This is a genomic window from Flavobacterium sp. 20NA77.7, assembly GCF_031326205.1.
GTDB lineage: Bacteria > Bacteroidota > Bacteroidia > Flavobacteriales > Flavobacteriaceae > Flavobacterium > Flavobacterium nakdongensis.
Genome location: NZ_CP133721.1, coordinates 246,769 through 269,763, shown reverse-complemented (window position 1 = coordinate 269,763; position 22,995 = coordinate 246,769). Strand labels below are relative to the sequence as shown.

Genomic DNA, 22,995 nt, shown 5'->3' with positions numbered 1-22,995 from the left:
TTGAAAGCTTCTATTCGCAAAATTTTAAGTTTAATTATTCCTCTCTTTCTAGGGTTAGGTATTATTTACTATCAATATACTACATTAAGTTCTGAAGAATTACAAAAAATAAAAATTTGTTTTCAAAAGGCGGATTATTTATACATCTATTTATCACTTCTTATTTCTCTTTTTGGCTATTGGTCAAGAGCTTATCGATGGAAATTTTCATTGAACCATTTAGGCTATCAAACGCATTTTAAAAATGATTTTTTAACCGTTTGTGTGTCTTACTTAGTTAATTTAACTATTCCACGTTCAGGAGAAATTTCTAGAGCTGCCTTACTTAAAAAATATGAAAACGTGCCTTTTGACAAAGGTTTTGGAACCATAGTAGCCGAAAGAATTGTAGATTTATTACTATTCTTACTATTTGTTGGATTAGCGTTTGTTCTTCAGTTTGAAAAACTTTACGCTTTTATTTGTGAAAAAATCTCTATTGAAAAAATTCTATTGTTTATAGCATTAGGCGTGTTAGCGGGAGTCGGATTTATCCTTTTATGGATTTATGCTGAGTGGAAAATCATTATCAAATTAAAAGAAAAACTTTCAGGGCTTTTAGAAGGTATGCAAAGTATTTATAAAATGAAAGACAAATGGAACTATATTTTTCATTCATTTTTTATTTGGTTTTCCTATTTAATGATGTTTTATGTAACCATTTATGCGCTACCAGAAACAGCAAGTATGAGTTTTGACGTAGTCGTTATGGGATTTGTATTTGGCAGTATTGCCGTAGGTTTTACTAATGGCGGTCTAGGTGCTTACCCACTTGCTATCGCGATGATTTTCTCATTATATGGCATTTCAAAAGACGTAGGAACGGCTTTTGGATGGCTAGTATGGACTTCACAAACGTTACTTACCATTTTTTTAGGATTATCGTCTTATTTATTACTGCCTATTTTAAATAAAAAAATAAAGTAGTAACTTGCTAATCTATTTTAAACCCAAAAAAATGAAACTTAAACTTATCTTAGTTTTTGCATTCACTACGTTATTCGCATTCAGTCAAAAAGTAGAAGAAACTATTGAATCAAAAAAATTAAATGAAAAACGTAATTTTAGTATCTTACTTCCTACATCTTATGAAAAAAATGTGGGTAAAAAATATCCCGTTCTTTATCTTTTAGATGGAGAATATTTACTAGATCCTTTTTCAGGAATTTTAAAATACGGCGCCTATTGGGACGATTTACCCGAAATGATAATCGTTGCTATCCATCAAAATTATGGAGAAACCCGTTTTAACGATAGTGAATATGATGATAATGGATTTCCAACAAAAACAGGAGCCAGCTTTTTTGAATTTATAGGGTCTGAACTTATTCCATTTGTAGAAAAAAAATACCGTACCCTTCCTTTTAGAATGATTGCGGGACACGACACAACGGCGGGATTTTTAAATTGCTATTTGTACAAAGATGAACCGATTTTTAATGCCTATATTAGCATTTCTCCTGAAATGGCGCCTGAAATGGAAGATCGCCTTGCGGACCGATTAACTTCCTTGCCAAAACGCATTTTTTATTATCATACCACATCTACTGGGGATTTAGAAGAAATTCAAGAAAACACAAAAAAAGTAGACGATGTCGTAAAAAACAATAAAAAACCTAATTTATATTACCAATACGATATATTAAACAATACTTCTCATTATTCACTTGTAGCAAAAGCTATTCCAAATGCATTATATTTTATTTTTGAAGGCTATCAACCCATTTCAAAAGCAGAATTCAATAATAAAATTTTAACCCTAGAAAGCGGCTATACAAAATATTTGATAGATAAATACACAGTCATTGAACAAAAATTTGGCATACAAGTACAACCACGACTATCTGATTTTAAAGCAATTGAAGCCGCTATTTTAAAGAATAAAGCTTATGCCGAATTAGAATCTCTTTCTGAGTATGCTACTAAACAATATCCAAAAACTATGTTGGGCACGTATGAAAAAGCCTTGTTTTATGAAAAAACGGGCGACTTAAGCAAGGCTATTAAAGAGTATCAAAAGGGATATTCTCAACAAGAAATTGGGCATTTAACAAAAAACTACTTGTTGGAACGTGCAGACGCGCTAAAACAATCCAAATAAAATGGCAAAACTTAAAACCTCTTTTTATTGCCAAAATTGTGGCACCAACTTTTCTAAATGGTTAGGACAATGCACCTCTTGTAAACAATGGAACACAATTGCCGAAGAAGTTATCCAAAAAGAAGAAAAACAAGCTTGGCGCTCGCAATCAAACACCACTCTAAAAGCACCTAAGCCTTTACGAATAAAAGAAATTAGTGCTAACGAAGAAATTCGAATGAATACTACCGACAACGAATTGAATCGTGTTTTAGGCGGTGGACTCGTACCTGGTTCTTTGACTTTATTAGGGGGTGAACCTGGAATTGGAAAAAGCACACTGTTATTACAAATATCTCTAAAATTACCTTATAAAACGCTTTATGTTTCTGGAGAAGAAAGTCAAAAACAAATAAAAATGCGTGCCGAACGAATGGCACATCAAAGTGAAAATTGCTTCATTTTAACAGAAACAAAAACACAAAATATTTTTAGACAAATAGAAGAAATAGAACCAGAAGTAGTAATCATAGATTCTATTCAAACCTTACAAACAGACTATATTGAATCTTCTGCAGGAAGTATTTCTCAAATTAGAGAATGTACTGCCGAACTCATTAAATTTGCTAAAGAAACGAATGTTCCTGTTATTTTAATAGGTCATATCACAAAAGACGGCACCATTGCAGGACCAAAAATTTTGGAGCATATGGTAGATACTGTATTGCAATTTGAAGGGGACCGCAACCACGTATACCGTATACTTCGTTCTTTAAAAAATAGATTTGGCTCTACTGCCGAATTAGGCATCTATGAAATGCAAGGCAATGGCTTGCGTGAAGTGGCAAATCCATCTGAAATACTTATATCGAATAAAGACAACTATCTTTCTGGCACAGCAATTGCTACAACTTTAGAAGGCATGCGCCCGTTACTAATTGAAATTCAGGCTTTAGTTAGTTCTGCCGTTTATGGAACACCTCAACGAAGTACTACAGGTTACAACTTAAAAAGGCTGAATATGATATTGGCCGTATTAGAGAAAAGAGCCGGATTTAGATTAGGTGCTAAAGATGTGTTTTTAAATATTACAGGAGGTATTACGGTTGATGATCCTGCGATTGACTTAGCTGTGGTGGCAGCTATATTATCATCTAATGAAGACCTTACAATTGATAAAGATTTTTGTTTTGCTGGAGAAGTAGGTTTAACGGGGGAAATAAGACCTGTAAACCGAGTGGAACAACGTATACAAGAAGCAGAAAAACTAGGTTTTTCAACCATTTTTGTTTCTAAACATAATAAAATCTCACCAAAAGATTTTAAAATTGATGTGCGTTTAGTTGCAAAAATTGAAGATTTGGTAAGTGAATTGTTTGGATAATCTATGGCGCTGGATTAGGTATTAACTCTTGAATTTTATCAATTTCTGCAATAACTTCATTTGTTAATCGGACTTCAAATGCATTGATATTTTCTTCTAATTGAACTATTGAAGTTGCGCCAATTATCGTTGATGTAACAAAAGATTGATGCTGTACAAACGCAATAGCTAATTCGGTCAAAGTTAAGTGTAGAGAGGTTGCTAACTCTTGGTATAACTTAGTGGCTTTAAAACAATTTTCATTTGTATAACGTGTAAACTGCGGAAATAATTTCATTCTAGAACCTTCTGGAAATCCATTTAAATATTTACCCGATAAAAATCCAAACCCTAAAGGTGAATACGCTAATAAACCTACTTGCTCACGCATACAAATTTCAGAAAGCCCAACCTCAAATAGTCTATTTAATAATGAATAAGGATTTTGAATCGTGGCAATTCTTGGCAATCCATGTTTTTCACTTTCATTTAAAAACTTCATCAAGCCCCACGGATTCTCATTTGAAATACCGATGTGTCTAATTTTTCCTTGCTTTATTAACGCATCAAATACGGTTAATACCTCACATATATTATCTTGCCATTGCGAATCTATTTTTTCTAAACCTCTTTTTTGAAACATATTCATGATACGCTCAGGCCAATGCAATTGGTACAAATCAATACAGTCAATTTGCAAATTTTTTAAACTCAATTCAACGGCTTCCGTTAAGCTTTTCTCAGAAAAATCTAATGGTTGTCTAATGTAATCTAAGCCTCTGTTTGGTCCTGCGATTTTTGTTGCAATAACTAAATCTTGGCGTTTGTGTTTGTTTTTTGCCAACCAAGTACCAATAAATTTTTCGGTACTTCCAAAAATTTGTGCGTTACCTCCAATAGGATACATTTCGGCAGTATCTATAAAATTTATACCTCTTTCAATGGCATAATCCAATTGGAAATGCGCTTCGGCTTCGGAATTTTGATTTCCAAAAGTCATGGTACCGAGGCATATTTCACTGACTTTTAAATTGGTATGTGGTAATGTTGTGTAGTTCATTTTTAAGTTTCAAAGATACAAAGATACAAGTAGTAGAGTATATTAAAAAAAGAAAAGTCCAAAGAAATTCTTCGAACTTTTATTTTTTTTGAAAAATATGATGTTGTCATTAAATGACAAAAATGTACATTACAACTCATTTAACAATTTAGAAATTTCGTCCAATTTAGGTGTTAAGATAATTTCTATTCGTCTATTTTTCGCTTTTCCTTCTGCTGTTTCGTTTGTCATTAATGGTGCATATTCACTTCTTCCTGCAGCCGTAATATTAGATTTGTTTACTTTTGGATTAGCCGTTAAAATAGTAACTATGGCTGTCGCACGTTTTGTTGATAAATCCCAATTGTTTTCTACACCTCCACCAATCGTTCCTGTAATTTTATCATTATCTGTATGCCCTTCAATTAAAACAGAAATTTCTGGGTTTTCAGCTAATACTTTACTTACTAAATCTACGGCTTTTTTTCCTTCAGCACCAACTGTCCAACTTCCTGATTCGAAAAGCAATTTGTTTTCCATTGAAACATATACTTTTCCGTCTTTTTCAGTTACGGTTAGACCTTTACCTTCAAACGCTTTCAACGATTTTGACAAAGCGTCTTTTAGTTTTTTCATTCCTGCCTCTTTTGCAGCAATTAAATCTTCTAACTCTTTTAATCGTTGTGCATTTGTTTCAAAATCTTTTTTGATTTTGTTAAATTTTTCCTGCTCTGAAGCTAATGCTTTTTGTTTGGCTTCTAATTCAGCTAATAATTCTCTATTTTTCTTAATATTAACTTCTAATGCTTCATTACTATCTTTTTCTAAAGCAGCATAAGAGGCTTTCAAATTATCTAAACTTTTCTTGGTAGCCGCATAATCCGCTGCTAACTTATCACGTTCTGTTTTACATTTATCAGCTTCCGCTTTTACTTTATCTAAATCAGATTGAAGATTGCTTTTATCCTTTTTCAATTCTTCATTTTCATCTGCTAAAGCGTTGCGCTCTTTTTTAAGATCTGCAAATTTATTTTCTAAATCTTGATACACTTTTTTAGTTACACAAGAGGTTGAAAGTGCCATTAAAGTGGCTACTAATACAATTTTCTTAATCATACTTTTTATTTAATAAGACGTTATTTTTTTATTTGGTTGGTTAGTACTCAATTTCGACAAAAACAGGACAATGATCGGAATGTTTTGCTTCTGGCAAAATTAAAGCTCTTTTTATTTTATCTTTTAATGGTTCGGCTGCTAAACAATAATCAATACGCCAACCTTTATTATTAACACGTGCATTTGCTCTATAACTCCACCAACTGTACTGATGGGGTTCTTTATTTAAATGACGAAATGTATCAATCATACCGCTAGTAATAAATTGATCTAGCCAAGCACGCTCTTCGGGTAGAAATCCAGAAATTTTTGCATTTCTAATAGGATCATGAATGTCAATTGCTTGATGACAAATATTATAATCACCACAAACTAATAAGTTAGGAACTTCATTTCTTAATTTTACTATATAGTTATGAAAATCGTCCATATACTTAAATTTATGATCTAATCGCTCTATATTTGTTCCCGATGGTAAATATAAGCTCATCACCGACAACTCATCAAAATCAACCCTCACATTTCTTCCTTCAAAATCCATATAATCAATTCCTGTACCAAAAACTATCTTTTTCGGAGCTATTTTTGATAAAATAGCCACCCCACTATAGCCTTTTTTCTGAGCTGGATAATAATATTGATACGGATAGCCCGCTGCTTCTATTTCTAGTTTAGGAATTTGATCTTCTGTTGCTTTAATTTCTTGCAGACAAATTACATCGGGATTGGCTTGTTGCAACCATTCTAAAAAACCTTTTGTAATTGCAGCTCTAATACCGTTTACATTATATGAAATTATCTTCATTCGGATTGGGAAATGTTCAAAATTACTAATTATATTCAAAAAATACTTTTCAAATGTAGCCCATTTTATAAAAAAATCATAGTTAATTGAAAAAAATTAAAAATTTGTGATTAATTTGTGATTAATGTACTAAATCGCTTTCAAATTGATTAGAATTAGTATCTTTGTTTCTTGCATAAATTTGTACTAAATGGGATTAGTTACTGCTAAAGAAGTAGCCAAAGTAATAAATACGGATAAATATGGTTTTTTAGGAACATTTTCAGGCTGGTTGCTAATGAAAGTGCTAAAAATATCTACACTCAATAAAATCTACGACAAACACAAACATTTGAGTGAATTAGAATTTCTAAATGCTATTTTAGATGAATTTCAAATTAAATTCGAAATTCCCGAAGAAGACTTAAAACGTTTGCCGAAAGAAGGTCCTTATATAACAGTTTCAAATCATCCTTTGGGAGGCATAGATGGTATTTTGCTTTTAAAATTAATGCTAGAACGCGAGCCTAACTTTAAAATCATTGCCAATTTCTTATTGCATCGCATAGCGCCTATGAAGCCTTATATTATGCCGGTTAATCCTTTTGAGAATCACAAGGATAGCAAATCAAGCGTAGTAGGCATCAAAGAAACATTAAGACATTTGAGCGACGGAAAACCCTTAGGAATTTTTCCTGCAGGTGAAGTATCTACCTACAAAGACGGTAAACTTATTGTAGATAAACCTTGGGAAGAAGGTGCTATAAAAATAATAAAAAAAGCCAATGTGCCCGTTGTGCCTATTTATTTTCATGCACAAAACAGTAAATTATTTTATACGCTTTCTAAAATCAATGACACCTTACGAACGGCAAAATTACCTAGTGAATTATTAACACAAAAAAAGAGAGTAATTAAAGTTAGAATTGGTAAGCCAATTTCAGTTGCAGAACAGGCAGAATATCCTGAAATATCTGATTTTTGTGAATTCTTACGCAGAAAAACCTACATGCTTTCTCATGCTTTTGAAGAAGAAAGTAAATTACAATTGCCTAAGCTTTCTATTCCAAAGCCTCCTAAGCAAATTGTAAAACCAGCAAATCATAGTGAAATTATTGAAGAAATAAATGCTTTAAAAGAAGGTGATTTCAGGTTGTTGCAAAGTAAAAATTACCAAGTTTTTTTAACGACAGCTGAAAAAATTCCGAATATTTTACATGAAATTGGCCGCCTTCGAGAAATTACTTTTAGAGAAGTGGGCGAAGGTACTAATGAAGCGATTGATTTGGACAAATATGATCAATATTACCACCATATGTTCTTATGGGACGACGAGGCTCAAATGATTGCTGGCGCTTACAGAATGGGACTTGGAGATGATATCTATAAAAAACACGGTATAGAAGGTTTTTATCTACATGAATTGTTCCGTTTTGAACCTGAGTTGCATGGTATGATGAGTCAATCTATTGAAATGGGCAGAGCATTCATTATTTCGGAATACCAACAAAAACCTATGCCTCTCTTTTTACTTTGGAAAGGAATTGTTCACACCACTTTAAGACATCCTGAACATAAATATTTAATAGGTGGCGTAAGTATTAGTAATCAATTCTCTGATTTTTCAAAATCGCTGATGATTGAATTTATGAAGTCACATTATTATGATCCTTATGTAGCACAATATGTGCATCCTAAAAAAGAATTTAAAGTAAAACTAAAAGACGCCGACAAAGATTTTGTATTCAATGAAACGGAGGCCGATTTAAATAAATTTGATAAAATCATTGACGAAGTAGAACCAGGGAGTTTACGATTACCTGTACTTATTAAAAAATACATCAAACAAAATGCACGTGTAGTGGCATTTAACGTAGATCCACTTTTTAATAACTCTGTAGATGGTTTAATGTATATTCGAATTGCCGATTTACCAGAAAGCACCGTAAAACCTGTTATGGAAGAATTTCAAGCAGAATTAGAGCGAAAAGAAAAAGGCTAATCAGTTGATTAGCCTTTTTTAGTATAAAATATTCTTTTTAGTTTGAAACATTCGTTTTAAATTTCTCAAATGCTTCTTTAGTTAATATCGGTTTTGATTTAATCTTTTTCCCTTTCAAATAATTGAGAATGTACTTTGCTCTGTCAGCTGATTCTGGATGCGTGGTAACAATATAAGTATACTTATGTATTTCATTGTCTAACGATAAATCATACATAAAATCAGCAAAAGGACGAGGGTCAATTGATGCTTTTAACATATATCTTACGCTCTCCATGTCTGCTTCTCGCTCTAAACTTCTATCATACGCAGAAGAAGTAAGGGTATTAATCACACTCGCTAGTTGAGTGCCATTTGCCCCAGTAGCTAAAGAAACCAATACTGAAAAACCAATTTCTTTAGATAGTTTTTTCATTACATGGTTTTTTTCTATATGTGCTATTTCATGACCTAAAACACCTAACAATGCTTGTTCATTTTTACTCGCTTCAATCAATCCGGTATATACTACTAAATGATTATCGGGCATTGCAAAAGCATTAACTTGACTATTTTTTACAATATGTACTTTTAAACTATCTCTCTCAATAGCATTTGCTTCACACAAAGGCTTTAGTAAAGAATCTAAGACGCGAACAGTACTATCGTCATAAATAACATCTTCTTTGCGTTCCATTTCGTTCCAAATGATGTCGCCTAATTTGTCTTCTGCAAAAATTTTATTTTTTTCAATCTCAAAATAAGAAACATAATCTAATTGTGCTAATAAAAACCAACACAAAAAGAAACTCCCATACACTACGAGTGCTTTACTTATAATTTTCATCTTTCTTCACAATTAAATTAGCAATATCACTGAAAAAAAATAATTGGGCATGAATTCCCTTTCTTGTTCTAGAAGCCAATATGATAGTTGAAATAAATTCTACAATATTAAAAAGTACTAATGCAATCATATATCCAAAATATACGTTTGTAGCTTTTTCGTCATCAAATATTATGGAAACCGTCCACCAAAACCCTGTGCTGTTTAAAAAAAACAACCCAAATTGAGATAAAAGATTTTGTGTGCAATGCCATTTCACAAATGGCGTGCTTTTTCTATTCCCTAAATAGAAAAAAATAGAGGCTAATAAATTTAAAATAGGCAAAGGCAATCCTCCAATAACAGCAACTAATGACATTAAGTAACTGTTGGATGCTCGCTCTAATTCCGATTCATTTGGCCTGTAATAAAAAGTTGTGTTTGAAATCATACTTAAATATTTTTTTTAATGTTCCAATACCAATTTAGTAACACCAACAGGATTAAAAATAAAGCTATTGGTTTTTTAGAAATATATCGTTCAGCGGCCTTATAAAAAGCATAAAAACTGGCTGATTTTTTACTGAAATCGATAACAATCCATATAGGAATTACCAACATGGCTATCCATACAATAATTCCAAACGGATTTAACAACAACGCTTGGAAAAAATCTCCTTGAAAAAGAAGCGACACGGATCTTGTTGTGCCACAAGAAGGACAAGGATATCTAGTTATTTTTTTAAAAAAACAACCTAAAGGTTTTGTGGTTGAATGATTTGTACTTGAATAAATCAGCCAGCAATATCCTAATCCAATAACAATTAACAGAAAAATATACAATTGGTTTCTCTTCATTTCTATTAATCGTTTTTAAAAAGGTTGCCAAAAGGCAACCTTTTTATTTTAGTACATCATAGCTTGATTAAAACGCTCTAAGTTTTTTTGTTTTGTAGCCCCTTGGATTAAAAACCAATCAACAATAGCCCAAATACCTAATCCACCACAAGTCAATAATTTACCTACACCCATACCTGTGTCGCCGATATAAAATCTATCAATACCATAAGCTCCAGCAAAAATTGAGATTAATAAAGCTGTTGTAGGATCTTTATATTGAACCATTTGAATCATTGGCCATTTATCATCATCAAGAGCTAATAAACGCTCTCTGATTGCGTGTAAATTATGACCTTCAAAATACTTTGTGTTTGACATCATGAACATGTCTACTTTGTTTGCATCCATTTTAATTATAGTTTAATTAGTTATTAGTTTGTTTTACGAATATAGAAAAATTATTTATAAAAATAAAAAACGTACAACTTTTCTGCATTTATTTATAGTTGTTTATAATTTTATCTACAATGGTTTGTGCTAATTTTATATGACTTTCGTTTGTCCAACCTGCAATATGAGGGGTTAAAAGCACATTAGAAGCTTGTGCTAAATATTTGAGTGGCTCAGGAGTTTCTGCTTCAAACAGCGTTTCAAAAGACAGTTTTTCATATTCTAAAACATCAAGTGCTGCTCCTAGAATCTTACCTGTTTGTAAAGCCTGAACTAAATCGGCTGTAACCACACTTTTGCCCCTTGCCGTATTGATGAACCAAAAAGGTTTTTTAAATTGATTAATAAATTCTGAATTTATCATTCTATTTGTTTCGGGCGTCCATGGTGTGTGTAAACTCAAGATGTCAGCTTTAGCCTGTAGTTCTTCTAAAGAAACTTGCGTAACATATTCATCTCCAACTTGAGGTAAAATATCATAACAAAGCACTTTTACATCAAAACCACGTAATTTTTTGGCAAACGATTTACCCATATTGCCATAACCAATAATGCCTACTGTTTTTCCTTCTAATTCAAAACCTCTATTTGCTTCTCTATTCCATTGCCCTTGTTTGACTTCTCTATCGGCTTTATTTAAGTTATTACAAAGGTTTAATAACATCCCTAATGCGTGTTCACCTACGGCATTGCTATTTCCTTCGGGCGCAGCAATAAGTTGAATGTTTTTATGTTGGGCATATTCGCAATCAATGCTTTCCAAGCCCGCTCCCACACGGGCAATAAATTGCAAATTGGTGGCTTTATCTAAAAATGTCTGATCAATTTTAAATCTACTACGAATGATAATGCCTTGATACTGATGAATTTTAGCTTCTACTTCCTCTTTTGTAGAAGTGTAATCCGCTTCATTTGTAAATCCAACTTGTTCTAACTGCTCCCAAAGTAACGGATGATTGGTGTCTAAATGAAGTATTTTTATTTCGGATAAATGTTGCATGTAATCGTTTTTACGTTGTGAATTTACGGAAAATTATTTGATGTAAAAACAAACTTAATTTGCTCCATCTCAACACATAATATTCAATTAAACTAATTTGGGTTAATGGCCTATAGTTGTGATATCATAATTGGCATACACTTCATTTATTTGGTCAAAAACAACAAATAAATCGTTATAACCATCTGTAGTAACTAATTTTTGTTTGTATTCTTTAAAACCATGAATGCCTTTGAAATAATTGGTATAATGACGACGCATTTCTACAATTCCTACACGCTCGCCTTTCCATTCCATTGACCAAATTAGATGATTTTTAGCCGCTTCAACCCTATCTGCAATTGTAGGGGGTGCTAAATGTTCTCCTGTTTGGAAAAATTGTTTAATTTCATTAAAAATCCATGGGTAACCAATAGCGGCTCGGCCAATCATCATGCCGTCTAAACCAAATTTATTTTTATATTCCAATGCTTTTTCTGGGGAATCAATGTCTCCATTGCCAAAAATTGGAATGTGAATACGTGGATTGTTTTTAATTCGAGCAATATGCGTCCAGTCTGAATGTCCTTTATACATTTGTGCTCTCGTTCTGGCATGAACAGTGAGTGCCTGAATACCTACATCTTGTAGTCTCTCGGCTACTTCATCAATATTAATTGAGGTTTCGTCCCAACCCAAGCGTGTTTTTACCGTTACGGGCAAATGGGTGGATTTTACAACTGCTTTTGTGAGTCGCACCATTAAATCTATATCTTTCAATACGCCTGCACCTGCACCTTTACACACTACTTTTTTTACAGGACATCCAAAATTAATATCTACTAAATCGGGCTGAACGGCCTCTACAATTTTTGCAGACAATGCCATCGCTTCTTCATCACCTCCAAAAATTTGAATGCCTACTGGTCGTTCATAGTCAAAAATGTCTAATTTCATTTTACTTTTCATGGCATCTCGAATTAACCCTTCTGAGGAAATAAATTCAGAATACATTAAATCAGCGCCGTGCATTTTACATAACCTACGAAAAGGCGGATCACTCACGTCTTCCATAGGAGCAAGTAGTAAAGGGTTTTCGGGTAAAATGATGTTGCCTATTTTGACCATTTAATTATTTTTTTGGCAAAAGTACTTATTTTTAGTCATTCCTAAAAAAGAATAAAAAAAGCGAACCGAAGTTCGCCTTGTCTTTTATTTTCTATCTCCGAAAATTCGTAAAATAAATAAAAACAAATTGATAAAATCTAAGTAAAGGGTTAATGCTCCTACTAACGATTCTTTAATGTCCTCGTCCGTTCCTTCGTTGCCAATAATGTTCATTTCTTTAATTTTTTGGGTATCATAAGCGATTAACCCTGTAAAAATGAAAACCCCTGCATAAGAAACAATCCAATATAACATTTTGCTTTCCATAAATATATTTGCAATGGAAGCAATTATCAATCCGATTAAGGCCATCATCAAAATTTTTCCCATTGAGGTTAAATCTGATTTTGTAAAATAGCCATACACACTCATTACGGCAAAAGTTCCTGCTGTGATAAAAAATGAAGAAGCAATAGAACTTGCTGTAAAAATTACAAAAATCAAAGAAAGCGTAACGCCATTAGCTATAGCGTATAAGAAAAATAAGGCTTTAGCTGTATTTACATTCATAGTAGGTAATGCTTTTGAAATATACCCTACTAATAAGACTTCACCAATTAATAAGCCATAAAATAAAATTTTATTGGATATTAATGCTAAAATAATTTCTTCTGTTTGTGCTACATACCATGCGGTCAATCCTGTAAGTACGAGTGCCGCAGACATCCAGCCGTACACTTTAGCAATAAAGTTTGCCTGTTCAATTTTGATTTGTTCTTCTGTAAATTGTCTTGATTCCATAGGTTATTAATTTTTGATTTTTATTTTGGTGCAATCCAAGATTTAGGATTTAAGGTTGTTGTATTTTGGTTTACTAAAAATTTTAACACTGTGGCGCCAGAAGCATTTGTTTTAATTTTACCTAATGCCTGTTTTGCGCTAACTTTTTGTCCTTTACTCACGGATACCGAACTTAAATTACTATACGCCGTGAAAAAGTCCCCATGAATAACCAAAACCGTATAGGTTCCTGTTGTTTGACTCACTTGAATATTAGTCACTTCGCCTGAAAACACAGCTCTTGCTGAGGCACCTGCATCTGTTGTGATGTCTATTCCACTGTTATGAATAGTTAAATTCTTATGAACAGGATGCGCCTGATCTCCATAACCCAACGAAATAAAACCTTTTTCCACTGGCCAAGGTAATCTTCCTTTGTTTGATTTAAAATTATCTGAAGCAATTTGTCCTTCTGGTGTTAAATCAATTTTTGTGGAAGAAACGGCAACAGGTTTTGTGGTTGTCGTTGTCGTTGTCTTTCCTGAGGCAGCCGCTGCCGCTTTTGCTTTTTCTGCATTTCTTTTATTAGCAGCCGCAATAGCATCGGCAATCATTTTTTTAATTTTTCGGTCAATATCTTTAGACTCTTTTTTAATTTTTTCAATTTCTGCGGCTAACTCTTTTTTGCCTTTCTGAATTTGTTTTGCCGTTTGTACTTTCTCTTTTTTAAGTAATTCGTGTTCTTGCTTTGCTTTCGTGTTTTCTACCAAAACCACTTCTTTTTCTTTTTTCTTTCCTTGCAAATGTTCAACAGCTCCGGCTAATTTTTGTTGTTTGATTTTTATCTCTTCGGCTTGCATTTTTCTGTATCCTGCATATTGTTTCATATACTGAATACGCTTGTAGGCTTGTAAAAAACTACTTGAAGACAAAATAAACATAATTTTACTTTGATCTGAGCGGCTTTTATATGACTTTACAATCATTTTAGCATAGTCTTCTTTCATGACCACTAGCTCTTTGTTCATTTTATTGATTTCTAATTGTGTCAAATAAATATCATCGCTTAACAAACGGGTTTGTTTAGAAATTGTATTAATGATTTTTTCACTAATTTTTATTTGCTCATCTTGTTTTGCAATTTCTTTCAAAACATTTTTTTCCTTCTTTTTTTCAGCCAAGTAACGTGCTCTTTTTTCTTCGAGTTCACGTTGTAATTGTTCTTTTCTTTTTTCTAATTTTTGTTGCTCATCTTCTTGTGCATAAGACATAAAAGAGAACAATAAAACAAAAAGTATAGGAAATATTTTTTTCATTTTTTACTAATTATTGTTTTTAAAAACCAATTATAAACATTTGTTATAAAAACTATTTTTTTGCGAATTTAATCAATTATTATTTGTTTATACCCATTTGGTACTTCATATGGGTAGGTTAAATTTTCGTTAAAGGTAATTTTTTTATATTCTAAATCTATTTTAACGGCATCTTTTTGGATAGCTTCAATTTGAATTCCTGTTGGTAAAAAAGTGGTCTCTATGTTTTGGTAGGCTGGATAAGTAACCGTTACACTTCTTTGATTAACTGGCTGACTAACCACTTGTTTTTTTAATAAAAAATTACCACTCTCAAATGAAAATGTTTTTTGAGTTTGTGCAGTATTCTTATTTTTTAGTTGGAATAAATTATCTACAATTTGCATAAGAAACACTTCCTTAGTAAGGTTATCTATAGGTCGGCCTAATAATAAATTTTGCACTTTTTTAAAATCTAAATCCGTGCCTAACCATTTAGATAATGTTGAATAATCGCCATCAAAATAGGTATTGTTTATTTTTTCATAATAACTCACACGTGTTGGCGTAATGAATGCTTTTGCTGCTGGAAAACCTAAAAATTTCAAATTAATCCAAATGATTTCATCTTTCTTAATTCTTAAATCGGCATTAATGCTTAAAGATTGCTTAGCGTCTTGATACGAGGCACTTGTGCGAATTGAAGCTGTTTCAAAAACTAATTTATTTTCATAGTGTTTTTGAATGACTTCTATAGACTTGTTATCTTCTTTAGCGGCTTGCTCTGCTACAACAAGCTGTTTTGGCTTACAAGAAAGTAAGATAAAAGCGGTTACTATATAAATTGAGATGTGTCGCATGTATTTATTTCGTGTTGATTTGGTCTAATTTTTTTTGAAAATCTTGTTTTAATTTTTGGTCTGATAACCCGTCTGCAGCAAGCATATATTGTTTATAAAAACCTGCTTCTAAATTTTTATCTTCTACTACATAATCCATGCCTAAGTCTAAAAATTCTTTCGCTTGTTTAAACTTTTTCAATTTATTAGTTGCTTTGGCAGCATAATAATAGAGATTCGCTTTTGTGGGATATAAATCAATCCATTGTGTGGCAGACTTAGCCATTTTATCAAAAGACTGATTGAAATCATAGACATTTAAAAGTAAATCCATCATTTCAGGATTTAATTGGGCTTTTTCTAGGTATTTTTCAGCTAAAAGATAATGCTCTTTTTTATAAAAAAATTTACCCAATTCTTTATACACGTCTAATCCCGAATCATTCGTAAAATAAACTAGAACTTGATCTATTTCGTTATATAAGCTCGTGTTTTGAGTGGCAAAAATTAAAAATTCATTTAATACTCTATGCTTAATTTTACTATCAATTTTAGCACTTTTACTCACTCTTTTAAATGATTCTGTAGCTAATTCTGTGTTTTTTTGAGCGATATAAAACTTTACCAAACTCACATGTGCCATATCAGATGTGGGTAATTCTATAGCTAATTTTTTGGCAATTTCAAATGCTTTATCTTCTTGATTAGCAACCGAATAGGTGTAAATTAAATCTAAATAATTTTGTTCCACTTTAGGAAAGTCAACAATAGCTTGTACTAACGTTTCTACTTGTGGCTTTGATTGACGCTGCATCGCTTGAATTTGCATTTTATACAACTCCATTGTTTTAGACAAATTGGTGGTGTTTTCTATATCGTCAATTACTTTTTTAGCTTTTTCAAACTGATTTGTATTCATGTAGAGTGAAGCCAAATCTTCTTTCATATTTATGTCAAAACCAACTAATTTTTCTACAATTGGAATGGCTTTTTCATAAGCTCTTGTTTGGTAGTACACATCATACAAGCCGTTCCAGTACCATCTTTGATTAGGCGTGATATCAATTGCTTTTTGAAAATTTTGTTCGGCATCCAAATATTTTTTTTGTGCCAAAAAATTGGTTCCTAATTGATAATAAACTTCCGCATTTTTAGGATCTTTCTCTAAACATTTTTCTAGAGAAATAATGGCTTTGTCATAGTTTTCTATACTTTTTTGTTTTAGTGCTTCATAGAAATTATTTTCCAATTCATTTATAGCCAAGTCTGCCTCCTCAGGATTAACTTGAGCAAATGAAATGGTTGTAATGAAGTAAAAAATTAAAAGTCGAATCATATTATTCTAATGTGCTATAATCGCCTAAACTAATACTTGTAAATTCGCCATCAAAATGAACATGGTTCCCAATCATGGCGTTGTCTAATTTAGCATTTTTTATATGTGAATGCGTTTGTATCAAGCTATTTTTTATTTTGCTGTTTTCTATATGAGAATGTGCTCCTAAAGAAACATTCGGCCCAACAATAGCATTAATCAAGCTTACGCCCTGTCCAATAAAACAAGGTGGAATGATTTCTGAATTTACAATTCGAACATCTTGAGCAATCAAATTTTCTTCAGCATCTTGAGCAATAAACTGTAACATTCTAGAATTAGTTTCTACAGTTACATTTTTATTTCCGCAATCCATCCATTCATCTACTTTTCCAGGTACAAATTTCATGCCCTTTTGTTTCATATTCTCCAAACCGTCGGTTAATTGATATTCACCCCCTTTTTGAATGTTATTGTCTAATAAATATTGCAATTCTTCGCGAAGTTTTTCACCTGATTTAAAGAAATAAATTCCTATGATAGCTAAATCTGAAATGAATTCTTTTGGCTTTTCTACAAAATCAACAATTTCGTTTGCTTCATTCAATTGCACTACACCAAACGCACTTGGATCATCTACTTGCTTTACCCAAATAACGCTATCTGCTGAAGTATCTAACGAAAAATCGGCTCTAAAAAGTGTATCTGCATAAGCAATTACAACTGGTCCAGACATCGATTCTTTGGCACACATAATTGCATGTGCTGTTCCTAAGGCTTCGTTTTGGTAATAAATTGTTCCTTTTGCGCCTAATTTTTCAGCAATTGCAATTAAATCTTGCTCTACTTTTACACCAAAATCTTTATGAATAATAAAAGCTATTTCCTCAATATTATGTTGGATTACTTTGGCAATATCTTCTACTAATCTATGTACTATTGGTTTTCCTGCTATAGGAATTAATGGTTTTGGAACTGTTAATGTATGTGGTCTCAAACGTGAACCACGACCTGCCATGGGTACTATTATTTTCATATAAGCCCCCTAACCCCCAAAGGGGGCAAATTCCTATTAGGGGTCAATAGGATTTTATGAATTCAACATTTTTTATAAACTATATATGCAATTTTGTCCATTCCCCCTTTGGGGGTTAGGGGGCTCTATTTCACTCCCGTACTACCAAAACCGCCAGCACCTCTAGATGTCTCTGATAGTTCGTTAACTTCTAGCCATTCTGCTCTTTCATGTTTAGCAATTACTAATTGTGCAATACGTTCACCGTTTTCAATTACAAAAGGTTCATTTGATAAATTTACTAAAATAACACCTATTTCGCCTCTGTAATCTGCATCTACTGTTCCTGGTGAATTAAGTACTGTAATTCCTTTTTTGATTGCCAAACCACTTCTTGGTCGCACTTGCGCTTCATAACCAATTGGTAATTCTATAAAAAGCCCAGTTTTTACTAATGTTCTTTCTAACGGTTTTAAGCTAATTGATTCGGTTAAATTGGCACGCAAATCCATTCCTGCCGAAGCAATAGTTTCGTAGTTTGGCAATTCGTGTTGTGAGGTATTGATAATTTTAATTTGCATTATTTTAGTTTAAACGTTTTTAAAATTACATCTTTCTCATTTTTATAAATATAAAAGGAGAAACCTAGAATGGCTAATATACCAAAAATATATGTTTTCCTAAAAATATCAATGTAAAAAGACAAACATGCCAATGTTATAGACACGCCTAAATAGGCCATTATTTTATTCATTTCAAAAGGAATTGGATATTTTTCTTTGCCTAAAAAATAAGAAAAAAGCATCATGGAACCATACGCTACAAGTGTAGCAATTGCAGAACCCATATAGCTCATTGTTGGTATCAAAAGATAATTTAAAAGTAAGGTGAGCACCGCTCCCACTACCGAAATATAAGCGCCAATTATGGTTTTATCAATTAGTTTATACCAAACCGATAAACTGGTATAAATACCCAAAAAGAAATTGGCTATTATTATTAAGGGAACTATAGACATAGCTTCCCAATATTCGGGTTGACGTACTAAAAAGAATTTAATTACATCTGCAAAAACAATAACTACTAACATAATTAACGAACCTAAGATTACAAAATACTTAGTTACAGTAGCGTACGTTTGAGGTGCGTTACTGTTTCCTGCTTGACTGAAGAAAAAAGGTTCTATTCCTAGTGTATATGCCGTTCTAAATAGCACCATAAACAAGCCTATTTTATAACACGCAGCATACGCACCCACTTCAGCCTTTGCAATAGATTCGGGCAATAATTTACTTAATAATATTTTGTCAAAGTGCTCGTTTATACCAAAAGCTAAGCCCGCAAACAATATAGGCCAACCATACCGCATCATTTGCTTCCAAAGTATAGGATTAAATAACCAATTAGACTGAATATAATTTGGTATAAAAAACAAAAAAGTACACAAACTCGCCATTAAATTAGCTAGAAATACATACCCTATTTGGTAATCATGCACATAAATACTGCTCCAAAATCCTGTAGGATTAGCTATCGCTAATTTTGGCAATATAGCCAAAAGAAAAATATTCAAGAGCATGTTAATACATACATTTGCGATTTTAATTGTCGCATATTTAATAGGACGTTGTTCTGCTCTTAATTTTGAGAAAGGAATGATTACCAAAGCGTCTAACGCAAGAATCCAAATAGCATAATTAACATATTCTTTATTTATTTCTAAATAATTTGAAATGGTTTTTTGAAACAATAAGGCGCCACATAAAAATAAAATTGAACTCCAAAAAATAGAAACTGAAGCGGTACTGATTACTTCGTCTTTTTGAGTTTCTTTGTGGTAAAATCTAAAAAAAGTAGTTTCCATTCCATAAGACAAAATCACATTAAAAAATATCATATAAGACAGTAAAATAGTAATTTCACCATACGATATTTTTGGCATCATTTGAGTATGTAAACCCACGAGTAAAAAACTAATTACACGAGGCAAAACGGTAGCTATACCATATATTATTGTTTGCTTGAATAAATTTTTATAGGCTGTCAAATCGGGATATTTTTAACAAAAATAGTTAATCTTTGGATTTATTTTATATCAAATGAGTAATTAATAGTTTTTTCATTCATTTATAAACTTTACAAAATGAAATCCTTTAGGCACATAACCTTGGTTAAAATAAAATTTATGCGCACCGAAATTAGTTGTAAATGCATCTAATACAATAGCCTTAGCTTTATTTTGTTGAGCTATTTTCTCAATTTCAGCAATTAATAGTTTACCAATTCCTTTTGATTGATGAGCGTTGTCTACGATAAAATTATCTATTTCAAGATATTTCCCTGTATAAAGTTTAGTATTAATCCAATATCCTGAAACCGCAATTAATTTTTCTTTATCATATAGAGCAACTTGGCTATATCCGTTTGAAATCATTTCAGGAAGAAACGAACAATATTTTTCATAGGTAAAAGTCGCATCATACAATTGTTTGATTACAAGGTAATTTGAAGCCAAGTCTTCAAAAGAAGTGCATCGCAATACATTCATTATACTTGATTTTTGTATCTTTCAAAGTTAAAAAAAAGTCCCGATAAATCGGGACTTAATCTATAAGAATTATAATTAACAATTTTGAAAATGATTAGCTGTTAAGAGCTTCTGCACCGCCTACAATTTCTAAAATCTCTCCAGTAATTGCGGCCTGACGCGCCTTATTATATGTTAATTTTAATTGATCTCTTAATTCTGTTGCGTTATCGGTTGCTTTATGCATAGCCGTCATACGTGCACCATGCTCTGCAGCAAATGAATCTCTTATTGCTTTATACAATTGTGTACGTAATGATTTTGGTATCAACTCCATAACGATTTCTACTTTGGATGGTTCAAAAATATAATCTGATGTTGTTGTTGACCCTTGAATAGGTGCTAATGGCAAAAATTGCTCTGTTACTACAACTTGTGTAGCTGCATTTTTAAATTGATTATACACTAATTCAATTTTATCGTATTCACCATCTATAAATAAATGAGTTAATGAGTCCGCTATATGTGCAGCATTTTCAAAAGTCAAATCATCATAAATATCACTTCTATTTGCAACAACAAAATTTGTTTTATGCAAACCATCATTAGCTTTTTTACCAATAGCAAAAATACCTACATTGTCATGACCATATTGCTCAGCAAGAAGCCTAGCTTGTTTTAAAACATTTGAATTAAGTGCTCCACACAAACCTCTATTTGAAGTAATAGCAACTACTAAAACTTTTTTAACTTCTCTTTGAGTCGTGTATTTTGAAGCTACATCTCCTTCTAAAGAAGCACTTAAACTTTGAATTAGTTCTGTTAACTTTTCAGAATAAGGACGCATAGCCGTAATAGCATCTTGAGCCTTTTTAAGCTTTGCGGCAGAAACCATTTTCATGGCAGAAGTAATCTGCATCGTTGACGATACGGATGTAATTCTATTACGTATTTCTTTTAAGTTTGCCATTTTACTTTAGTAAATAGTAATAAGTAAATAGTAATAAGCTTTTAACTAATTACTATTTACTTTACACTTGAATTAATATTTTGCAGAAATTTCTTTTGCAGCTTCTTCTAATACATTTGTGATAGCATCATCAAATTTACCAGCTTTTAAAGCATCTAAAGTATCTCTATGTTTTAAGTTTAAGAATTGTAAATAATCTTTTTCAAATTCTTTTACTTTATTTACAGGAACATTTCTTAATAAATTTTTAGTTCCAGCATAAATAATTGCGGTTTGATTTTCTACTGGAAACGGGTCATTTAAACCTTGTTTTAAGATTTCCACGTTACGTTTTCCTTTTTCAATTACATTTAAAGTAACTGCATCTAAATCAGAACCAAATTTTGCAAACGCTTCTAACTCACGGAATTGAGCTTGGTCTAATTTTAACGTACCAGATACTTTTTTCATAGATTTAATTTGTGCATTACCTCCTACACGAGATACCGAAATACCTACGTTAATTGCAGGACGAACCCCAGAGTTGAATAAATCCCCATCTAAGAAAATTTGTCCATCTGTAATCGAAATTACGTTTGTTGGAATATAAGCCGAAACGTCTCCTGCTTGTGTTTCAATAATTGGTAAAGCTGTTAATGAACCTCCTCCTTTTACGATTCCTTTGATAGACTCTGGTAAATCATTCATGTTCTTAGCAATTTCATCGTCATTAATTACTTTACAAGCTCTTTCCAATAAACGAGAGTGTAAGTAAAATACGTCTCCAGGATAAGCCTCACGACCTGGTGGTCTTCTTAATAATAACGATACTTCACGATAAGCAACTGCTTGCTTAGATAAATCATCATAAATAATTAATGCAGGACGTCCTGAATCACGGAAATATTCTCCAATAGCTGCTCCTGCCATAGGCGCATATACTTGCATTGGAGCAGGATCAGAAGCATTTGCAGCAACAATAACGGTATAAGCCATTGCGCCTTTTTCTTCTAATGTTTTTGCAATACCTGCTACTGTAGACGCTTTTTGTCCAATAGCTACATATATACAGAATACTGGTTCACCAGCATCATAAAATTCTTTTTGATTAAGAATAGTATCCAAACAAACTGATGATTTACCTGTTTGACGGTCACCAATTACTAATTCACGTTGTCCACGTCCTACAGGAATCATGGCGTCAATAGCTTTAATACCTGTTTGTAATGGTTCTGTTACCGGTTGACGGAAAATAACCCCAGGTGCTTTACGCTCTAAAGGCATTTCATATAATTCTCCACCAATAGGACCTTTACCATCAATTGGATTTCCTAATGTATCAACTACACGGCCTACCATTTGTTCACCTACTTTTAAAGAAGCAATTCTTCCTGTTCTTTTAACAGTTGAACCTTCTTTGATTCCAGTAGATGGACCTAAAAGTACTACCCCAACATTGTCTTCTTCTAAGTTAAGAACGATAGCCTCTAATCCGTTATCGAATTGTACTAACTCACCATATTGTGCATTTGACAATCCGTAAACACGAGCAATACCGTCTCCTACTTGTAATACTGTACCTACTTCTTCTAATGTAGCTCCTGATTGAAAATCAGCTAGTTGTTTTTTTAATATAGCTGAAATTTCAGCTGGTTTTATTTCTGCCATTTT

23 protein-coding genes are annotated in these 22,995 nt (G+C 32.4%); 4 read left to right on the top strand and 19 right to left on the bottom strand.

Going from position 1 to position 22,995, the window contains the following annotated elements:
* The 3 genes from RF683_RS01160 to radA are packed head-to-tail and all read left to right on the top strand — an operon-like array spanning position 1 to position 3,503.
* Positions 1–966 (top strand): lysylphosphatidylglycerol synthase transmembrane domain-containing protein, encoded by a 966-nt coding sequence (locus tag RF683_RS01160; RefSeq protein ID WP_309532407.1) that lies wholly within the window; start codon positions 1–3, stop codon positions 964–966.
* Positions 967–997: 31 nt separating this feature from the next.
* Positions 998–2,140: an alpha/beta hydrolase gene (locus RF683_RS01155; RefSeq protein ID WP_309532406.1), complete on the top strand. Its 1,143-nt coding sequence runs from the start codon at positions 998–1,000 to the stop codon at positions 2,138–2,140.
* 1 nt (position 2,141) lies between these two features.
* Entirely contained in the window at positions 2,142–3,503 is a 1,362-nt protein-coding gene (gene radA, locus RF683_RS01150) for a DNA repair protein RadA (RefSeq protein ID WP_309532405.1), read from the top strand.
* A gap of 1 nt (position 3,504) precedes the next feature.
* On the opposite strand, the gene RF683_RS01145 is transcribed toward radA, so the two are convergent.
* The 3 genes from RF683_RS01145 to RF683_RS01135 all read right to left on the bottom strand — a co-directional run bounded on the left by RF683_RS01145 (position 3,505) and on the right by RF683_RS01135 (position 6,442).
* Positions 3,505–4,542: an aldo/keto reductase gene (locus RF683_RS01145; RefSeq protein ID WP_309532404.1), complete on the bottom strand. Its 1,038-nt coding sequence runs from the start codon at positions 4,540–4,542 to the stop codon at positions 3,505–3,507.
* A 129-nt stretch (positions 4,543–4,671) separates the two neighbouring features.
* Positions 4,672–5,637 carry an OmpA family protein gene (locus tag RF683_RS01140; protein WP_309532403.1) on the bottom strand — a complete coding sequence of 322 codons (966 nt, stop codon included), beginning with the start codon at positions 5,635–5,637 and terminating at the stop codon, positions 4,672–4,674.
* Positions 5,638–5,677: 40 nt separating this feature from the next.
* Positions 5,678–6,442, bottom strand: coding sequence for an exodeoxyribonuclease III (locus RF683_RS01135; protein WP_309532402.1), 765 nt, complete (start codon positions 6,440–6,442; stop codon positions 5,678–5,680).
* A gap of 190 nt (positions 6,443–6,632) precedes the next feature.
* On the opposite strand from RF683_RS01135, the gene RF683_RS01130 reads away from it, so the two are divergent.
* Complete coding sequence (locus tag RF683_RS01130) at positions 6,633–8,423, top strand: lysophospholipid acyltransferase family protein (RefSeq protein WP_309532401.1); 1,791 nt, start codon at positions 6,633–6,635, stop codon at positions 8,421–8,423.
* 37 nt (positions 8,424–8,460) lie between these two features.
* Here the strand turns inward: RF683_RS01130 and RF683_RS01125 are convergent, their stop codons facing one another.
* The 16 genes from RF683_RS01125 to atpA all read right to left on the bottom strand — a co-directional run bounded on the left by RF683_RS01125 (position 8,461) and on the right by atpA (position 22,992).
* A complete protein-coding gene (locus RF683_RS01125; RefSeq protein ID WP_309532400.1) occupies positions 8,461–9,249 on the bottom strand; it encodes a M48 family metallopeptidase in 789 nt (262 codons plus the stop codon).
* Positions 9,233–9,679: a hypothetical protein gene (locus tag RF683_RS01120; protein WP_309532399.1), complete on the bottom strand. Its 447-nt coding sequence runs from the start codon at positions 9,677–9,679 to the stop codon at positions 9,233–9,235. Before RF683_RS01120 ends, RF683_RS01125 begins: the two co-directional genes overlap by 17 nt.
* A 2-nt stretch (positions 9,680–9,681) precedes the next feature.
* Positions 9,682–10,086 (bottom strand): DUF2752 domain-containing protein, encoded by a 405-nt coding sequence (locus RF683_RS01115; RefSeq protein WP_309532398.1) that lies wholly within the window; start codon positions 10,084–10,086, stop codon positions 9,682–9,684.
* Positions 10,087–10,134: 48 nt separating this feature from the next.
* Entirely contained in the window at positions 10,135–10,476 is a 342-nt protein-coding gene (locus RF683_RS01110; RefSeq protein ID WP_309532397.1) for a TM2 domain-containing protein, read from the bottom strand.
* An 88-nt stretch (positions 10,477–10,564) separates the two neighbouring features.
* Positions 10,565–11,518 (bottom strand): 2-hydroxyacid dehydrogenase, encoded by a 954-nt coding sequence (locus RF683_RS01105; RefSeq protein WP_309532396.1) that lies wholly within the window; start codon positions 11,516–11,518, stop codon positions 10,565–10,567.
* 102 nt (positions 11,519–11,620) lie between these two features.
* Entirely contained in the window at positions 11,621–12,625 is a 1,005-nt protein-coding gene (gene dusB, locus RF683_RS01100; RefSeq protein WP_309532395.1) for a tRNA dihydrouridine synthase DusB, read from the bottom strand.
* 84 nt (positions 12,626–12,709) lie between these two features.
* The gene (locus RF683_RS01095; protein ID WP_309532394.1) at positions 12,710–13,405 is read right to left on the bottom strand and encodes a Bax inhibitor-1/YccA family protein; all 696 of its coding nucleotides are present in this window, start codon (positions 13,403–13,405) and stop codon (positions 12,710–12,712) included.
* Between the two features lie 20 nt (positions 13,406–13,425).
* On the bottom strand, positions 13,426–14,700 hold the full coding sequence (locus RF683_RS01090) for a murein hydrolase activator EnvC family protein (protein ID WP_309532393.1): 1,275 nt from the start codon (positions 14,698–14,700) through the stop codon (positions 13,426–13,428).
* 68 nt (positions 14,701–14,768) lie between these two features.
* A complete protein-coding gene (locus RF683_RS01085) occupies positions 14,769–15,539 on the bottom strand; it encodes a lipoprotein insertase outer membrane protein LolB1 (protein ID WP_309532392.1) in 771 nt (256 codons plus the stop codon).
* 4 nt (positions 15,540–15,543) lie between these two features.
* Positions 15,544–16,854: a tetratricopeptide repeat protein gene (locus tag RF683_RS01080; RefSeq protein WP_309532391.1), complete on the bottom strand. Its 1,311-nt coding sequence runs from the start codon at positions 16,852–16,854 to the stop codon at positions 15,544–15,546.
* Position 16,855: 1 nt separating this feature from the next.
* Positions 16,856–17,869: a sugar nucleotidyltransferase gene (locus tag RF683_RS01075; protein WP_309532390.1), complete on the bottom strand. Its 1,014-nt coding sequence runs from the start codon at positions 17,867–17,869 to the stop codon at positions 16,856–16,858.
* Between the two features lie 125 nt (positions 17,870–17,994).
* On the bottom strand, positions 17,995–18,429 hold the full coding sequence (gene dut, locus RF683_RS01070; RefSeq protein ID WP_309532389.1) for a dUTP diphosphatase: 435 nt from the start codon (positions 18,427–18,429) through the stop codon (positions 17,995–17,997).
* A complete protein-coding gene (locus tag RF683_RS01065; protein ID WP_309532388.1) occupies positions 18,429–19,895 on the bottom strand; it encodes a lipopolysaccharide biosynthesis protein in 1,467 nt (488 codons plus the stop codon). The genes dut and RF683_RS01065 overlap by 1 nt, the downstream gene beginning before the upstream one ends.
* A gap of 72 nt (positions 19,896–19,967) precedes the next feature.
* Positions 19,968–20,396, bottom strand: a complete 429-nt coding sequence (locus tag RF683_RS01060) for a GNAT family N-acetyltransferase (RefSeq protein WP_309532387.1) — start codon at positions 20,394–20,396, stop codon at positions 19,968–19,970.
* 94 nt (positions 20,397–20,490) lie between these two features.
* Complete coding sequence (atpG, locus tag RF683_RS01055; RefSeq protein WP_309532386.1) at positions 20,491–21,345, bottom strand: ATP synthase F1 subunit gamma; 855 nt, start codon at positions 21,343–21,345, stop codon at positions 20,491–20,493.
* A 72-nt stretch (positions 21,346–21,417) separates the two neighbouring features.
* Positions 21,418–22,992, bottom strand: a complete 1,575-nt coding sequence (atpA, locus tag RF683_RS01050; protein WP_309532385.1) for a F0F1 ATP synthase subunit alpha — start codon at positions 22,990–22,992, stop codon at positions 21,418–21,420.
* Positions 22,993–22,995: the final 3 nt, after the last annotated feature.

Bases quoted from the DNA above. Each gene is read 5' to 3' on its own strand.
- RF683_RS01075 (WP_309532390.1), bottom strand. From the start codon at position 17,869: ATGAAAATAATAGTACCCATGGCAGGTCGTGGTTCACGTTTGAGACCA.
- RF683_RS01085 (WP_309532392.1), bottom strand. From the start codon at position 15,539: ATGCGACACATCTCAATTTATATAGTAACCGCTTTTATCTTACTTTCT.
- RF683_RS01090 (WP_309532393.1), bottom strand. From the start codon at position 14,700: ATGAAAAAAATATTTCCTATACTTTTTGTTTTATTGTTCTCTTTTATG.
- RF683_RS01110 (WP_309532397.1), bottom strand. From the start codon at position 10,476: ATGGATGCAAACAAAGTAGACATGTTCATGATGTCAAACACAAAGTAT.
- dusB (WP_309532395.1), bottom strand. From the start codon at position 12,625: ATGGTCAAAATAGGCAACATCATTTTACCCGAAAACCCTTTACTACTT.
- RF683_RS01125 (WP_309532400.1), bottom strand. From the start codon at position 9,249: ATGAAAATTATAAGTAAAGCACTCGTAGTGTATGGGAGTTTCTTTTTG.
- RF683_RS01060 (WP_309532387.1), bottom strand. From the start codon at position 20,396: ATGAATGTATTGCGATGCACTTCTTTTGAAGACTTGGCTTCAAATTAC.
- radA (WP_309532405.1), top strand. From the start codon at position 2,142: ATGGCAAAACTTAAAACCTCTTTTTATTGCCAAAATTGTGGCACCAAC.
- atpG (WP_309532386.1), bottom strand. From the start codon at position 21,345: ATGGCAAACTTAAAAGAAATACGTAATAGAATTACATCCGTATCGTCA.
- RF683_RS01130 (WP_309532401.1), top strand. From the start codon at position 6,633: ATGGGATTAGTTACTGCTAAAGAAGTAGCCAAAGTAATAAATACGGAT.
- RF683_RS01155 (WP_309532406.1), top strand. From the start codon at position 998: ATGAAACTTAAACTTATCTTAGTTTTTGCATTCACTACGTTATTCGCA.
- RF683_RS01140 (WP_309532403.1), bottom strand. From the start codon at position 5,637: ATGATTAAGAAAATTGTATTAGTAGCCACTTTAATGGCACTTTCAACC.
- RF683_RS01135 (WP_309532402.1), bottom strand. From the start codon at position 6,442: ATGAAGATAATTTCATATAATGTAAACGGTATTAGAGCTGCAATTACA.
- RF683_RS01105 (WP_309532396.1), bottom strand. From the start codon at position 11,518: ATGCAACATTTATCCGAAATAAAAATACTTCATTTAGACACCAATCAT.
- RF683_RS01095 (WP_309532394.1), bottom strand. From the start codon at position 13,405: ATGGAATCAAGACAATTTACAGAAGAACAAATCAAAATTGAACAGGCA.
- RF683_RS01080 (WP_309532391.1), bottom strand. From the start codon at position 16,854: ATGATTCGACTTTTAATTTTTTACTTCATTACAACCATTTCATTTGCT.
- RF683_RS01120 (WP_309532399.1), bottom strand. From the start codon at position 9,679: ATGATTTCAAACACAACTTTTTATTACAGGCCAAATGAATCGGAATTA.
- RF683_RS01115 (WP_309532398.1), bottom strand. From the start codon at position 10,086: ATGAAGAGAAACCAATTGTATATTTTTCTGTTAATTGTTATTGGATTA.
- RF683_RS01145 (WP_309532404.1), bottom strand. From the start codon at position 4,542: ATGAACTACACAACATTACCACATACCAATTTAAAAGTCAGTGAAATA.
- atpA (WP_309532385.1), bottom strand. From the start codon at position 22,992: ATGGCAGAAATAAAACCAGCTGAAATTTCAGCTATATTAAAAAAACAA.
- dut (WP_309532389.1), bottom strand. From the start codon at position 18,429: ATGCAAATTAAAATTATCAATACCTCACAACACGAATTGCCAAACTAC.